The organism is Nocardia stercoris (assembly GCF_003696265.1).
GTDB classification, from domain to species: domain Bacteria; phylum Actinomycetota; class Actinomycetes; order Mycobacteriales; family Mycobacteriaceae; genus Nocardia; species Nocardia stercoris.
Genome location: NZ_RFFH01000020.1, coordinates 1 through 14256 on the forward strand (window position 1 = coordinate 1; position 14256 = coordinate 14256).

12 protein-coding genes and 1 pseudogene are annotated in these 14256 nt (G+C 70.0%); 8 read left to right on the forward strand and 5 right to left on the reverse strand.

The features are described from left to right. The coding region (locus tag EBN03_RS29295) for a ribonuclease J (RefSeq protein WP_325052112.1) at positions 1–1901 on the forward strand (1901 nt) is incomplete at its 5' end. Positions 1902–1953: 52 nt separating this feature from the next. On the opposite strand, the gene glsA is transcribed toward EBN03_RS29295, so the two are convergent. From glsA to EBN03_RS29310, 3 genes are all read right to left on the reverse strand, one after another. After that, positions 1954–3807, reverse strand: coding sequence for a glutaminase A (gene glsA, locus EBN03_RS29300; RefSeq protein ID WP_122191399.1), 1854 nt, complete (start codon positions 3805–3807; stop codon positions 1954–1956). Positions 3808–3997: 190 nt separating this feature from the next. Next, the gene (locus EBN03_RS29305) at positions 3998–4552 is read right to left on the reverse strand and encodes a hypothetical protein (RefSeq protein ID WP_122191400.1); all 555 of its coding nucleotides are present in this window, start codon (positions 4550–4552) and stop codon (positions 3998–4000) included. A 43-nt stretch (positions 4553–4595) separates the two neighbouring features. After that, positions 4596–4988 carry a DUF4189 domain-containing protein gene (locus tag EBN03_RS29310; RefSeq protein ID WP_122191401.1) on the reverse strand — a complete coding sequence of 131 codons (393 nt, stop codon included), beginning with the start codon at positions 4986–4988 and terminating at the stop codon, positions 4596–4598. A 140-nt stretch (positions 4989–5128) separates the two neighbouring features. Here EBN03_RS29310 and EBN03_RS29315 point away from each other — a divergent pair, with 140 nt between their 5' ends. Next, a complete protein-coding gene (locus EBN03_RS29315; RefSeq protein ID WP_199743015.1) occupies positions 5129–5749 on the forward strand; it encodes a TIGR03085 family metal-binding protein in 621 nt (206 codons plus the stop codon). Positions 5750–5833: 84 nt separating this feature from the next. Further along, positions 5834–8452, forward strand: a complete 2619-nt coding sequence (locus tag EBN03_RS29320) for a DNA translocase FtsK (protein WP_199743016.1) — start codon at positions 5834–5836, stop codon at positions 8450–8452. Between the two features lie 140 nt (positions 8453–8592). On the opposite strand, the gene EBN03_RS29325 is transcribed toward EBN03_RS29320, so the two are convergent. Both EBN03_RS29325 and EBN03_RS29330 read right to left on the reverse strand, forming a co-directional pair. Continuing rightward, entirely contained in the window at positions 8593–8877 is a 285-nt protein-coding gene (locus tag EBN03_RS29325) for a YciI family protein (protein ID WP_122191402.1), read from the reverse strand. A gap of 69 nt (positions 8878–8946) precedes the next feature. Then, on the reverse strand, positions 8947–9489 hold the full coding sequence (locus EBN03_RS29330) for an amino-acid N-acetyltransferase (protein ID WP_199743017.1): 543 nt from the start codon (positions 9487–9489) through the stop codon (positions 8947–8949). A 179-nt stretch (positions 9490–9668) separates the two neighbouring features. On the opposite strand from EBN03_RS29330, the gene pgsA reads away from it, so the two are divergent. The 5 genes and pseudogenes from pgsA to pspM all read left to right on the forward strand — a co-directional run bounded on the left by pgsA (position 9669) and on the right by pspM (position 14180). Further along, positions 9669–10295 carry a CDP-diacylglycerol--glycerol-3-phosphate 3-phosphatidyltransferase gene (gene pgsA, locus EBN03_RS29335; RefSeq protein WP_122191485.1) on the forward strand — a complete coding sequence of 209 codons (627 nt, stop codon included), beginning with the start codon at positions 9669–9671 and terminating at the stop codon, positions 10293–10295. Next, positions 10292–10762: pseudogene (locus EBN03_RS29340) on the forward strand (CinA family protein); the annotation flags it as partial. The gene pgsA and the pseudogene EBN03_RS29340, both read left to right, overlap by 4 nt. Before the next feature lie 140 nt (positions 10763–10902). Then, entirely contained in the window at positions 10903–11274 is a 372-nt protein-coding gene (locus EBN03_RS29345; protein ID WP_122191486.1) for a helix-turn-helix domain-containing protein, read from the forward strand. 210 nt (positions 11275–11484) lie between these two features. Further along, positions 11485–12321: a PspA/IM30 family protein gene (locus EBN03_RS29350; protein ID WP_122191404.1), complete on the forward strand. Its 837-nt coding sequence runs from the start codon at positions 11485–11487 to the stop codon at positions 12319–12321. A gap of 869 nt (positions 12322–13190) precedes the next feature. Beyond that, positions 13191–14180: a phage shock envelope stress response protein PspM gene (pspM, locus tag EBN03_RS29355; protein ID WP_233608716.1), complete on the forward strand. Its 990-nt coding sequence runs from the start codon at positions 13191–13193 to the stop codon at positions 14178–14180. Positions 14181–14256: the final 76 nt, after the last annotated feature.

The window sequence follows — 14256 nt, forward strand, 5'->3', positions numbered from 1 at the left end:
TCGCCCCGGCCGCGGCACCCGCCGCCGCCCCGGCCGCTGCACCCGCCGCCGAGGCCCCCGTGCGGGCCGAGAAGTCCACGCGCACAGCGAAAGCCGACCAGACGGAGAAGGCGCCCAAGGCGGCTCGCGCCGACAAGCCCGCCCGCGGCGGCGAGAAGGGCGACCGCCGCGGCCGCGGCCGGGGACGCCGCACCGACGGCCCGCGCGTCGAGCCGCTGCCCGACCCGCACGCGCTCGGCGCCCCGCCGAAGCTACGCAAGGGCGGCCTGCGGGTGTTCGCGCTCGGCGGCATCGGCGAGATCGGCCGCAACATGACCGTTTTCGAGTACGGCGGCAAGCTGCTGATCGTCGACTGCGGTGTGTTGTTCCCCGAGGACCAGCAGCCCGGTGTCGACCTGATCCTGCCCGATTTCGGTCCCATCGAGGACCGCATGGCCGATATCGCCGCGGTGGTGCTCACCCACGGTCACGAAGATCACATCGGCGCCCTGCCGTTCCTGCTGCGCCTGCGTCCCGACATCCCGGTGATCGGTGCCAAGTTCACCCTCGCGCTGGTGGCCGCCAAGTGCCGCGAACACCGGTTGCAGCCCAAGCTGAAGGAAGTCCGGGAGGGCGACCGCGGCACCTTCGGCCCGTTCGACCTCGAGTACTTCGCGGTCAACCACTCCATCCCGGATGCGATCGCCGTCGCCATCCGGACCCCGGCCGGTCTGGCGCTGCACACCGGTGACATCAAGCTCGACCAGCTGCCGCTCGACGGCCGGCTCACCGACCTGGCCGGTTTCTCCCGGCTCGGCGACGAGGGCGTCGACCTGTTCCTGGTCGACTCGACCAATGCCGAGGTCCCCGGGTTCGTCACTCCGGAGCGGGAGATCGGCCCGGTGCTCGACCGGGTGATCGGCAAGGCCAAGGGCCGGGTCATCGTGGCCTCGTTCGCTTCGCACGTGCACCGCATCCAGCAGATCGTCGAGGTCGCGCGGAACTACGACCGCCGCGTGTGTTTCGTGGGCCGGTCCATGGTCCGCAATATGCAGATCGCGCAGGACCTCGGCTACCTGACCATCCCGGACAACGTCGTGGTCGACCTGGACCAGGCCGCGACCCTGCCCGGGCACAAACTGGTGCTGATCTCCACCGGCTCGCAGGGTGAGCCGCTGTCGGCGCTGTCGCGGATGGCGCGCGGCGAGCACCGCCAGATCAACATCCGCCCCGACGATCTCGTGGTGCTGGCCTCCTCGCTGATCCCCGGCAACGAGACCTCGGTGTTCGCGGTGGTCAACGGCCTGGCCCGGCTCGGGGCCACCGTGGTCACCCAGCAGAGCGCGAAAGTCCATGTGTCGGGCCATGCTTCGGCCGGCGAACTGCTGTACCTGTACAACGCGGTGCGCCCCACCAACGCCATGCCGGTGCACGGCGAGTGGCGGCACCTGCGCGCCAACGCCGCACTGGCCGTGGCGACCGGCGTGCCCGAGGACCGGGTGGTGCTGGCCGAGGACGGCGTGGTCGTGGACCTGGTCGACGGGATCGCCTCGATCGTGGGCCGGGTCCCGGTCGGTCACGTCTACGTCGACGGCCTCTCGGTCGGTGACGTCGGCGAGTCCACGCTGTCGGACCGGTTGGTGCTCGGTGAGGGCGGGTTCATCTCGATCACGATCGCCGTCGACTCCGCCACCGGCAAGACCGTCGGTGACCCGGAGGTCGCCGGCCGCGGCTTCTCCGACGACCCGGACGCGCTCGACGCCGCCGGGAAGCTGGTCGAGGCGGAGCTGATTCGCCTTGCGGGCGAAGGGATCACCGACACGCACCGGATCGCGCAGGGTGTGCGGCGGGTGGTGGGCCGCTGGGTCGCCGACACCTATCGGCGCCGGCCGATGATCGTGCCCAACGTCATCGAGGTCTGATTTCGAAAAGCCAAGGGCTGGTGGGATTTTCGATCCCGCCGGCCCTTCGCTGTCAGTAGTCGCCGCCGCGCACCGCGATGGCCCGCACCGCGGCGTCCATCTGCGCGTACGCGCCCGCGGCCAGGCGGCGCAGCAGCGCCAGCCCCAGATCCGGTCGCTGCGCGGCGATTTCGTCGAAGCGCTGCGGCTTCAGCACCGCCAGCCGCACCACGGTCTCGGCGCGGACCTGGTTGACGAACGGCTCCCCGGTCAACATCGGGATCTCGCCGAAGGACATGCCCGACGACAGCGTCACCAGCCGGTGCGTCCGATCGTCGCTGCCCACGAACGTGACCCGCACCCGGCCCCGCAGGATCAGATACAGCCCCGAGCGTGGTGTGCCCGGCTCGGCGATGATCTCACCGCGGGCGAAGGTCAGCGGCTCGAACTCGGCGGTCAGCTCGGCCCGCGCGTCGACCGGCAAGGCGGCCAGCAGCGGATGATCGGCCACCATCGTGCATTCGGGTTCGCTCGGCGGCCCGTGCCGTTCCAGGATGACGTCCTCGCACCATTCGGTCGCGCCGTCGCGGTCGATGAAGACGCGGCCACGCGGATCGGACGGGTCCAGGCTCGAAATATCGTGTCCGAGTTTGCCGTCGGGGTCGACCAGCGCCACCTGGCAGCCCGCCGCGGCCAGCTCGGATTGCAGCGAGTTCAGCATGGTGACCGCGATCGGGGCCAGGTCGCCGATCCGGCGGAGATCGATGACCAGAGCGTCGAGTTCGCCGGCCCGGCTCTCGATGGTGCGGACCGCACGCTCGGCGCCGGCGAACAGCATGTCGCCGTGCAGTTCGTAGATGCGGGCGCGGCCACCGAATTCGGCGAGCACCTCGAGTTCGGTCTCGTTGCGCTGCAACCGCGACGGTACCTCGTCGACGGAGTACTCGGTGCGGATCGCGGTCCGCGCCGAGCGGGTCACGTGCAGGAAGTGCAGTTCCAGCCGCTGCGACAGCTCCCGGCAGGCGGCGACCCCGCGGACGCTGTTGCCGTGCTCGTCCAGGCGCGGAGAGAACACCGAGATCCCGATCTGGCCCGGCAGTACGGCCAGAATGCCGCCGCCCACACCGCTTTTCGCGGGCAGCCCGACCGTGGTGACCCAGTCGCCGGCCGCGTTGTACATGCCGCAGGTGGTCATCACGCTGAGTACCCGCTCGGTCAGCGCCGCCGACAGCGCGCGTTCCCGGGTGCGCGGGTTGACGCCGTTGTTGGCCAGCGTCGCCGCCATGATCGCCAGATCGCCGCAGGTCACCTCCAGCGAGCACTGGCGGAAGTAGCGGTCCACCGCCTCGTCGGGGTCGGAGTCGATGATGCCGAACGAGCGCAGCATGTAGCCGATGGCCCGGTTGCGGAACCCGGTGCGAGCCTCGGAGGTGTACACGGACTCGTTCATGCTCAGGTCGCGCCCGGCGAAGCGGGAATAGCAGCGGACGATGCGCTCGGTCTTCTCGGCGGCGTCGCGGCCGGTGATGAGCGAGGTGGCGGTAATGGCTCCGGCGTTGATCATCGGATTGCGCGGCCGCTCGGTGACCGGGTCGAGGCTGATCTCGTTGAAGGCGTCACCCGAGGGTTCGACATCGATGCGCTGCCCGACCGCGTCGACGCCCCGGTCGGCCAGGGCCAGCGCGTAGGTGAACGGCTTGGAGATGGACTGGATGGTGAAGGGGATATCGGTATCGCCCACGCTGTACACCCGCCCGTCGGCGGTGGCCAGGCACAGGCCGAACGAATCCGGTTCCACCGCAGCCAGTTCGGGAATGTAGTCGGCGGGTGCGCCACCGATCTCGGTGCGGCACAGCGTGTAGACTTCGTCGAGAACCCGGGTCACCACACCGGAATCGATCGCCTGCGGAACCACGGGAGAGGCCACGGACCCACTGTAGGGGAGCTGCGCAGTATCGCCAGGCAGGTCGTGGCGGCCCGCGTCGTGCCGGGTGCACGGACCGGGTAACGCGATCACGGTCCGGCCGCGCGGGTGCCGAGGGTGGTGGTAGCTGCCCGATTCGGCTGCCGCCGAACGGGATCCGGGCAGGATCCCGTTCGGCGCCGAGAACGCGGGACTACTGGCAGGCGGCCGAGTCGAGCTTGGCCTGCTTGACGATGCTGCAGGCGTAGGCGTGGTCGACCTTCCACTGGCCGCCGTCGGCCACGAACGGGACGCTCGCGCCGTTGACGGGGGTGCCACCCATGGTGACATCGGCGTCGGCCTTGAGCTTGCCGCCCGACGGGTCCTCCACCTTGGTGATGGTGACCTTGACGTCGTTCTGCTTGGCGGCCTGGGCCAGCTTGTCGACGAGGTCGGGGTCCTGGCCGGCGTTCTCGACCCAGTCGACCTTGGTCTTGGCCGGGATGGACGGGTCGAACGCCTTGTTGATCTTCTCGTTCAGTTCGGCGACGGTCGGCTTCGGCAGGTCCGTGGAGGTGGCCGGGGCGGGCTGGGCGCCGTCGTCCTTACCGGGCTTCTTGCCGCCGTTGTTCTGGAACCCGTCGGTCTGCGCCGTCGTGGTGGTGGACGTCGATGTCGACGAGTTGGAGGACGACGAGCAGGCGGACAGCGTCAGGGTGGCGACGGCGGCGACGAGTACGGCCGCGGTACGCAGGGCACGATTGTTCATGAAGATTCTTTCCTCGCTGGGATTTCGGAAACGGGTGACCGGGTTACAGCGAGTAGCCGCTGGTGCAGTTCCAGTGCTCGATCGAGGCGGGCTCGGGGTTCGACGACAGCGCGTCACGCTTCGCGCCGGCCAGGGTGGCGGCCGAGCCGTAGCTCCAGTAGTCACGCGAGAGCGCGATGGCGCCACATCCGTTGGCCCAGGAGATCTTCGCCTCGCAGTCGCTACCACCCCCGGCCCGCAGGCACTGGCTGACCGCGGCGTCCTCGGCCTGCGAGAAGCTGTCGTAGTCATAGGAATAGCCGTACGTACCGGTGGAGCGCGACAGCGCGATCGCGCCGTAGTAGTCCGTGTACGCCCGCGCGGGTGCCGCGCTGCTGGCGAGTACCGCGGCGATGGAGGCCACGAATACCGCGACCATGGTGGTGAACTTCTTCATCTGTGTTCCCTCGGTTTGCTTTTCGACCCACGACCCATATGGATCGGGACAGAAAGTACAGGTCGGTCCGGGATTGTGCCACTTCGTTTTCGGCCCGGGCCGATCGACCTCTCAGCGGTGGTGACGTAGGGTTCCGACTTGTGACGATGGCGCAACGTGAACGTCGGTCGCTGGCTGCGGCGATGACGGAGATCGGTCCCGACGCCCGGACGCTGTGCGGTGACTGGACCGTGCGCGACCTGGCTGCCCACCTCGTGGTGCGGGAGCGCCGCCCGGACGCCGCACCGGGAATCCTGGTGCCCGCCTTCGCCGGATACCTCGACCGCGTGCAGGCGAAGGTGGTCCGGCAGCCGTTCGAGGAACTGGTGGAACTGGTCCGCACCGGTCCGCCCTGGTGGTCGCCGCTGCGCCCGGTCGACGCGGTCGCGAACCTGACCGAGATGTTCGTCCACCACGAGGATGTGCGCCGCGCCGGAAGTGGTTGGGAACCAAGGGAACTGACCGACGCCGACCAGGAGCACCTGTGGCGCGCGCTGGGCCGCGCGGCACGGCTGGCCTACCGCAAGTCGCCCGTCGGCGTGGTGCTGGTGGATCCGCGGGGCCGCCGCCTGACCGCGCGCGGCGGCGAACCCGAGGTCGTCCTCACCGGCGCACCCGCCGAATTGTTGCTGCACGCGTTCGGACGCGACGAAGTTCGGATCGAGGCCGACGGCGATCCCGAGGCCGTGGCGGCCGTCCTGAGCAGCGACCGGAGCTTCTGACACCGCCGTCGCGGCGGCGCGACATGACGCGCCGACCGGGGGTTGTGGCCCCGGTCGGGCGCCGTTCCGGCTAGCCTGAGGACCATGGCAGGTAAGTCCCGCGGCACCTCGGCAACCGGTTCGCGGGCGGGTACGGCCCGGGGGAAGTCGCCGTCGCGCGCGAAGGCCGCGACCCGCGGAACCGCAAGTGCCAAGCGCGGAACCACCGCGGCGGCGCGTGGATCCACCGCCGCCGCGCGCCGGACCACCGCGTCTACGCGCCGCAAGCCCGCCCCGGCCCGCCGCCCCGCCCGGCGCAGCGGCACCGATCCGGTGACCGTGATCGGTCGCGGAATCGGCAACGGCTGGAACGCGGTAGCGCGCGGCGTCGGCGCCACCACCCGGGCGGTCAGCCGCGCCGGTGACATCGAGCACGGGCACCAGCGCGACGGAATCGCGTTGGTACTCATCGCGATCAGTGGTCTGGTCGCCGCGTCGGTGTGGTTCGGGGCCGGCGGTCCGGTCGGTCATTGGGTCGACGCCCTGGTCCGGGCGTTCGCCGGATCCACTTCCGCCTTCGCGCCTTTCGCGGGCGTCGGGCTCGCGGTGGTGCTGATGCGCACCGAGCCGCACCCCGAGATCCGGCCCCGGCTGGTGCTGGGCGGTGTCCTGACCGTCCTTGCGGCACTGGGGTTGTGGCACATCGCCGACGGGTGCCCGGCCGACTCCGACGGCCGGGCGCACTCGGCCGGTTTCCTCGGCGCCGTGGTCGGTGGCCCGTTGCGCGACGGGCTCACCGCCTGGCTCGCGGTCCCGTTGTTGTTGCTGGTCTTGCTGTTCGGTGTGTTGTTGATCACGGGCACGACGGTGCGCGAGGTGCCCGAGCGGCTGCGCGAATTGTTCGGCATCCCAACGGCGGACGAGGACTTCGACCCGGAAGACTATGACGCCGACGGATTTCCGGTCCATCGCGGTCGCGGTGGCCGTCGCGGGCGAACCCCGGCCGACAACTATCCCGAGGACGAATTCGGCGACCCCGACGCGGTCACCGAGATCATCGGTGAACCGCCGCTGCGCGCAGCGAAGGACGCCGAGGAGCCGGCCGCGGAACCGGTGCCCGCCACCCCGGTCAAGGCCAAGAGCAAGCGCGCCAAGGTCGTCGACCAGACCCCGCCGCCACCGGAACCGCAACAGCTCGAATTCGTGGCCGACCGCGAGGTCGACGGCGACTACCAGCTGCCGCCGCTGAGCCTGCTGATCGACGGTGATCCGCCCAAGAAGCGCAGCTCCGCCAACGAATCGATGATCGAGGCGATCACCGAGGTGCTGGTGCAGTTCAAGATCGACGCCGCGGTCACCGGTTTCGTGCGCGGTCCGACGGTCACCCGCTACGAGGTCGAGCTCGGCCCCGGCGTGAAGGTGGAGAAGATCACCGCGCTGGCCCGCAACATCGCCTACGCGGTCGCCACCGACAACGTCCGGCTGCTCGCCCCCATCCCGGGCAAGTCCGCCGTCGGTATCGAGGTGCCCAACACCGACCGGGAACTGGTCCGGCTGGCCGACGTGCTCAAGGCGCCGTCGGTGCGCAACGACCACCACCCACTGGTGATCGGGCTGGGCAAGAACATCGAGGGCGACTTCGTCCACGCGAACCTCGCCAAGATGCCGCATCTACTGGTGGCCGGTTCCACCGGATCCGGTAAGTCGAGCTTCGTGAACTCGATGCTGGTGTCGCTGCTGGGCCGCGCCACGCCCGACGAGGTCCGGATGATCCTCATCGACCCGAAGATGGTGGAACTCACACCGTACGAAGGCATTCCGCACCTGATCACCCCCATCATCACCCAGCCCAAGAAGGCCGCCGCGGCGCTGGCCTGGCTGGTGGAGGAGATGGAACAGCGGTATCAGGACATGCAGGCCAGCAAGGTCCGCCACATCGACGACTTCAACAAGAAGGTCAAGTCCGGGCAGATCACCACACCGCTGGGCAGCGAACGGGTCTACAAGCCGTACCCGTACATCCTGGCCATCGTCGACGAGCTCGCCGACCTCATGATGACCGCGCCCCGCGACGTCGAGGACGCGATCGTGCGGATCACGCAGAAGGCGCGCGCCGCCGGCATCCACCTGGTGCTGGCCACGCAGCGGCCGTCCGTGGACGTGGTCACCGGCCTGATCAAGACCAATGTGCCGTCCCGGCTGGCGTTCGCGACGTCGTCGCTGACCGACTCGCGGGTCATCCTGGACCAGCCCGGCGCCGAGAAGCTGATCGGTATGGGCGATGGCTTGTTCCTGCCCATGGGTGCCGCCAAACCGACCCGCATGCAGGGCGCGTTCATCTCCGACGAGGAGATCCACGCGGTCGTCGACTTCGCCAAGACCCAGGCCGAACCGGACTACACCGACGGCGTCACCACCGCGAAGACGGCCGAAGCCAAGGATGTCGACCCCGATATCGGCGACGACCTCGACCTGTTCGTCCAAGCGGTGGAACTCGTGGTCACCTCGCAGTTCGGTTCCACCTCGATGCTGCAGCGCAAGCTGCGCGTCGGTTTCGCCAAGGCCGGCCGCCTGATGGACCTGATGGAGACGCGCGGCGTCGTCGGCCCGAGCGAGGGATCGAAGGCGCGCGACGTGCTGATCAAACCCGACGAACTCGAGGGGCTGCTCTACACCGTCCGCGGCGGAGCGGCACCGGAGGTCGGGGAGGACGACTCCGAATGAGTCGCGCGGTGTCCTGACCCGCGGTCGGTGTCGCCGTTGACACCGTGCCACGTCGTCGAGGTTCACGGGCCAGGACAGAGTTCGCGCCTCACAGGGGTCAACGCTGTTGGGAGCGCGGATATTCCGCGTTCGTCGCGGGCCTACTCGGCGAGCGCGCCCATGATCGGGAGCCATTCGGTGATGCGCACGGCCTCGATCAGGCCCTCGCGGGCGAACGGGTCCGCGGTGAGGATCTCGGCCAGGGTGTCGGCGTCCTCGGCACGCCACAGCAACAGGGCGCCCGAGCCGTCCAGGTACGGGCCCGAGCTCAGCAGCGCGCGCTGCTCGAGGTTGCCGGTGAGCCACTGCCGATGTTCGGGGCGGTGCTGATCGCGGCCGGCCACGGTGGTCCCGGCGTAGGTGTAGTGGACGGCGAAGATCGGCACGGTGACTCCTCGAAGGCAGGGGAACGCGGTGGAACGCTACCGCGCGCGCCGCGGGGAGCGCCAAAGGTGCTAGAGCGCGCGCAGCATGCGGGTGTTGCCGAGTGTGTTGGGCTTCACATAGCTGAGGTCCAGGAATTCCGCGACACCGGTGTCGTAGGACCGGCACATCTCGGTGAACACCTCCGCCGTCACCGGAGTGCCCTCGATCTCGGTGAAACCGTGCCGGGCGAAGAACTCCACCTCGAAGGTGAGCACGAACAGCCGGCGCAGCGACAGTTCGCGCGCGGTGGCGACGAGCTGGTCGACCAGCAGCCGGCCGATGCCTTTGCCCTTCACCGTGGGATGCACGGCCACCGTGCGGACCTCACCCAGATCCGACCACAGCACGTGCAGCGCGCCGCAGCCCACGACCTCGCCGGCCAGCTCCGCCACCCAGAATTCCTGCACCGACTCGTACAGCGTGACCAGGTTCTTCTCCAGCAGTATCTTGCCGGCGTACAGATCGACGAGTGCTTTGATCGCGGGGACATCCGAGGTGCGGGCACGGCGAACCATCGGGACGTCCATCGTCGCGCCGCCGATCTGATCGTCCTGGGATGCCCGTGTCGTCATGTGCTGCACAGTAGTCGCCGGGGCAAACGATATTCTGGTCGAGTGCTGCACACCTCGACCGCTCGCCCGCCCTGTTCGACCGGGGCCCCCGGACCGGTCGTCGGCGTCGGGTCCGCTGGTTTCCCGGTGCGCGCGGCCGCCGGGTCCCGGTGGTGCCGGTGAGCGTGCAGAGCGACGACATGGAGCAGGCGGCCGAGCTACCTCCGAACGGGTCCGGGCTACCCGCTCGCACCGAACCGGTACCGGTGCTGAACATCGCCAACGTCCTCACCGTTGTGCGGCTGATCCTGGTTCCGCTGTTCCTGGTGGCCCTGTTCGCCGCCGGTGGCCACGACACCGGGTGGCGGGTCACCGCGGCCGCGCTGTTCGGGCTGGCGGCCATCACCGATCGCTTCGACGGGCAACTGGCCCGCAAATACGGTCTCGTCACCGACTTCGGCAAACTGGCCGACCCGATGGCGGACAAGGCCCTGATCGGTTCCGCGCTGATCGGGTTGTCGCTGCTCGGTGATCTGCCGTGGTGGATGACGATCGTGATCTGCGTGCGCGAGGTCGGCATCACCCTGCTGCGGTTGGCCGTTGTGCGCCGGGGTGTGATCCCGGCCGGTCGCGGCGGGAAACTCAAGACGCTGGTGCAGTCGGTGGCGATCGCGATGCTGCTGCTGCCGCTGTCCGGGGTCGCGCACACGGCCGGTACCGCGCTGATGGTGGTCGCCGTGTTGCTGACCGTCGGCACCGGAGTGGAGTACGTGGTGCAGGCGGCGCGACTGTGGTTTGCGACACCCAGGAGTGGCGAGCAGTCATGACCGATCCGCTCGTCGCGGCTGTGCCCGCCACCGAACTGGTGCGTCGGCTGGTCGCGGCCGGGCAGACGGTCGCCACGGCCGAATCGCTCACCGCGGGCCTGCTGAGCGCGACGATCGCCGGGATACCCGGTGCCAGCGCGGTGCTGCGCGGCGGCCTGATCGTCTACGCGACCGACCTGAAACAGCAGCTCGCGGGTGTGAGCGGCGCGACACTGGCGGCCGACGGCCCGGTCGCGGCCACCACCGCCGAACAGCTGGCCGTCGGTGCCGCCACGGTCTGCGGCGCGGACTGGGGAATCGGGCTCACCGGGGTCGCCGGTCCGCAATCCCAGGACGGACACCCGGTCGGCACGGTATTCCTGGGGGTAGCAGGACCCGACGCGGTGCACGTTGTCCGGTTGACACTGCCGGGTGACCGGTGGAGCATCCGGATCGGCGCGGTTCGCGCCGCGGTTGCCGAGTTGATCCGGGCACTCGACGGTGAGAATTCGGTGGCGCCGGGAACCAAGCGACCCCGGGGCAGCGTTATCTGTGAGAACGGGATCTCTGCGAACGGGATCACCGACGACGCTCGGTCCGGCCAGGTGGAGACGTGAAGGAGAACGAGATGACGCTGCTGCGAGAAGCACTTGGTGAAAGTTTGCGGCGCGCTCGGGTCGCCCAGGGCCGGACGCTGCGGGAGGTGTCCACTTCGGCGCGGGTCAGCCTCGGCTACCTTTCCGAGGTCGAGCGCGGTCGCAAGGAGGCGTCGAGCGAGTTGCTCGCCGCGATCTGCGGTGCCCTCGACGTTCCGCTGTCGCGAGTGCTGTCCGATGTGAGCGCGTCGATGGCGGCCGCCGAACCGGCCGCCGCGGCCGCGCAGCCGGCGGGCGCGGGCGCGCGTGCGTCGGCGCGGGCCTTCGGCACCATCGCCGAGGAAACCCGGATCGTCATTCCCGCGCCGCGGGCAGAGAAGCTGGTTCTGGTACAAGCGAAATGAGCCGTTCCGGTTCCGTGGCTCGATCGGCGCACGGCGAGGCTGTGCGGGAGCCCGGAACCGGATAGATTCTCTGTAGGCGACGGTTACGGACGGGTTCTCCTCTTCCGGCACCGCGCGATCGAGAACACAGGACACAAGTGCAGGGGTGCGTGACGGTCGCGCACAACAGTCGCGTGGGAGCGCGGCACGTCATATGGAGGCGTTCAATCGATGGCTAATCCGTTCGTCAAGGCCTGGAAGTACATGATGGCCCTCTTCGACGCCAAGATCGAAGAGCACGCGGATCCGAAGGTGCAGATCCAGCAGGCCATCGAGGAAGCGCAGCGTCAGCACCAGCTCCTGTCGCAGCAGGCTGCGTCGGTGATCGGCAACCAGCGCCAGCTGGAGATGAAGCTCAACCGCCAGCTCGACGAGGTCGAGAAGCTCAACGCCAACGCGCGCCAGGCCGTCATGCTGGCCGACCAGGCCGCCGGTGCCGGCGACACCGACAAGGCCATCCAGTACACCAACGCCGCCGAGGCTTTCGCCGCGCAGCTGGTGACCGCCGAGCAGTCCGTCGAGGACCTGAAGGTGCTGCACGATCAGTCGCTGCAGGCCGCCGCACAGGCCAAGAAGGCGGTCGAGCAGAACGCCATGGTGCTGCAGCAGAAGGTCGCCGAGCGCACCAAGCTGCTCAGCCAGCTGGAGCAGGCCAAGATGCAGGAGCAGGTCTCGGCCTCGCTGCAGCAGATGGACTCCACCCTGTCGGCGCCGGGTTCGGTCCCGAGCCTGGACGCGGTGCGTGAGAAGATCGAGCGCCGCTACGCCAACGCGCTGGGCGCGGCGGAGCTGGCCGGGAATTCGGTGCAGGGCCGCATGCTCGAGGTGCAGCAGGCCAGCGTCCAGATGGCCGGCCACGCCCGCCTGGAGCAGATCCGCGCCTCGCTCAAGGGCGACGCGCTGCCCTCGGGTGGCGCGTCCGGTCAGGCTCTGCCGAACGCCGCTGCGCCGCAGGCGAACCCGGCGGAGCAGACCCAGATCAACCGTGGGCAGGCCGCGCCGCAGTAGCAGGCGGCGCGGGCAACGGGTATCGGCATGAACGAGTCGGGCACGGCGGTGGCGCACTACGGCCACGCGGTGCCCGAACCCGTCTCCGGGGAGGTGCGGTGATGGGCCGCTCTTCCTCGGATCGATCCGCGGCCGGCCGGGGCCGGCTGTGGCGGCCCCGCGCCCGTCCGGCCGAGGTCGCCGAACGTCCATCGGTGACTTTCCCGGTGGCGGAAAGCCCTGTGAGCCAAGGTATTCCGGACTGGCGAGCTGCCTTTCCGGCGGCCGCGGCGCCGGAATCTGTCGGTGCCGTCTCGTACGGTGATCCGATGCGAAGCCGATCGCCGCAAACCCCGGTGCCGCCGACCGAGCCCTACCCGGTTGCCGAGGGCGACCCCGCGCCCGCATCCAAGGGGCGGCGCCGGCGCGGTACCGGCGCGGCGGCTGAGCAGGGTACGGCGCCCGGAAAAACACCGGCCCGCTCCCGTCGTGGAGCTTCGGCTCCTCAGGGTGCGGTCCCGACCCAAGCTGCCACCGGTTCGACTGTGCCGCCGCGTAATTCGCCGGTCGACCCCACGGCGGCTTCGGTACCGCAGGCCGGTCCGGCGCGAACGAGCGGCCCGGCATCCGGCCCCGTCGGCGCGAATCCGCGCGCGGGCCACGGCAGTCCCGCAGCTCCTGACTCGCCCGGCCGCGGCACCGCGTCGCGGGGCACTGCGAATCGGCGTGCGGCTCAGGGTCTTTCCGGAGGTGCCGCCTCGGCTGCGTACGGCTCGGGAACAACGTCGCAGAGCGCCACGAATCAGCATGCGGGCCAGGGTCTTTCCGGAGGTGCCGCCTCGGCTGCGTACGGCTCGGGAATCGCGCCGCAGAGCACCGCGAATCCGCAGGTGGGCCAGGGCGTTCCCGCTGGCCCGGCGACACCCGGCGCGGTACCGCACAATTCCGCGAATCAGTATGCGGCTCAGGGTGTTCCCGCAGACGCCGCGGCACCGCCGTCGACTGCGCGGGCCGCGGCGCGGGCGCTGCGGGAGGTGCTGGTGCAATCCGGCGTCGAGCCCGAACATCTGGATCAGGCTCGGCGCCTGCCGGATACGCTGCGTGAGGTCGGTGAGCACGCCCTGCACGCGGTCCGGAAATGGTCCGATCCCCGCGAACGCGAGCTGCGCAAGCGCCGGCGGCTGCGCCGGCGCAGCCTGCGCCTCGGTGCCGCCGGCGGTATGACCGCGGTCGGTGCGGCCGGCCTGGTCGTCATCTCCGCCCCGGTGTGGGCGGTCGTCGTGGTCGGCGGCGGCGCGGCCGCCCTGGTCACCGGCACCGCGGTCTCCGCCCGCCGCTACCTGGACGCCCGCCGGAACCCGTTGCCGGAAGCCACCTTCGTCCCCCGCAAACTGCCACCTGTCCGCTCGGCGGCCCGCGCCCCCATCGCCCGCCTGGTACGCGCCGAGAAGGCCCTGCACGCCCTCTACACCCAGATCGCCCGCGCCCAACGCCTCCCCGCCGACGACGTCGCCGACACCATGGCCACCGCAGCCTCGGGCGCCGCCGCCCTGCACGCCCTGGCCGCCGACATCGTCGCCACGGAAGAAGCCGCGGGGCATCTGAACCGCGTCACCACCACCGCGATTCCCGGCCTGTCCGAACAGATCCGGGCCATCACCGCCCGCCTGGACGCGGGCGTGACCGAGTACGAACAGCTGGTCACCGCAGCGGGCCAGATCCTCGCCGCCCCCGCGACCGCGGTGGCACCGGATTCGTTGTCGGTGGCCGTGGGCGACCTCCGGGACGCGGCCGACCGGCTGGACGGCTGGGCGCACGCCCTGGCCGAACTCGCCGACCGGTCCGGCAATCGCGGCCACACCAAGGGCCGCCGGCCGTAGCAGTTGTCGCTTTCCGGACAAATGTGACGCCGACCGGGCCCGTTCCCCGGCTATGCTTGCCAGTCGATAGCCATCT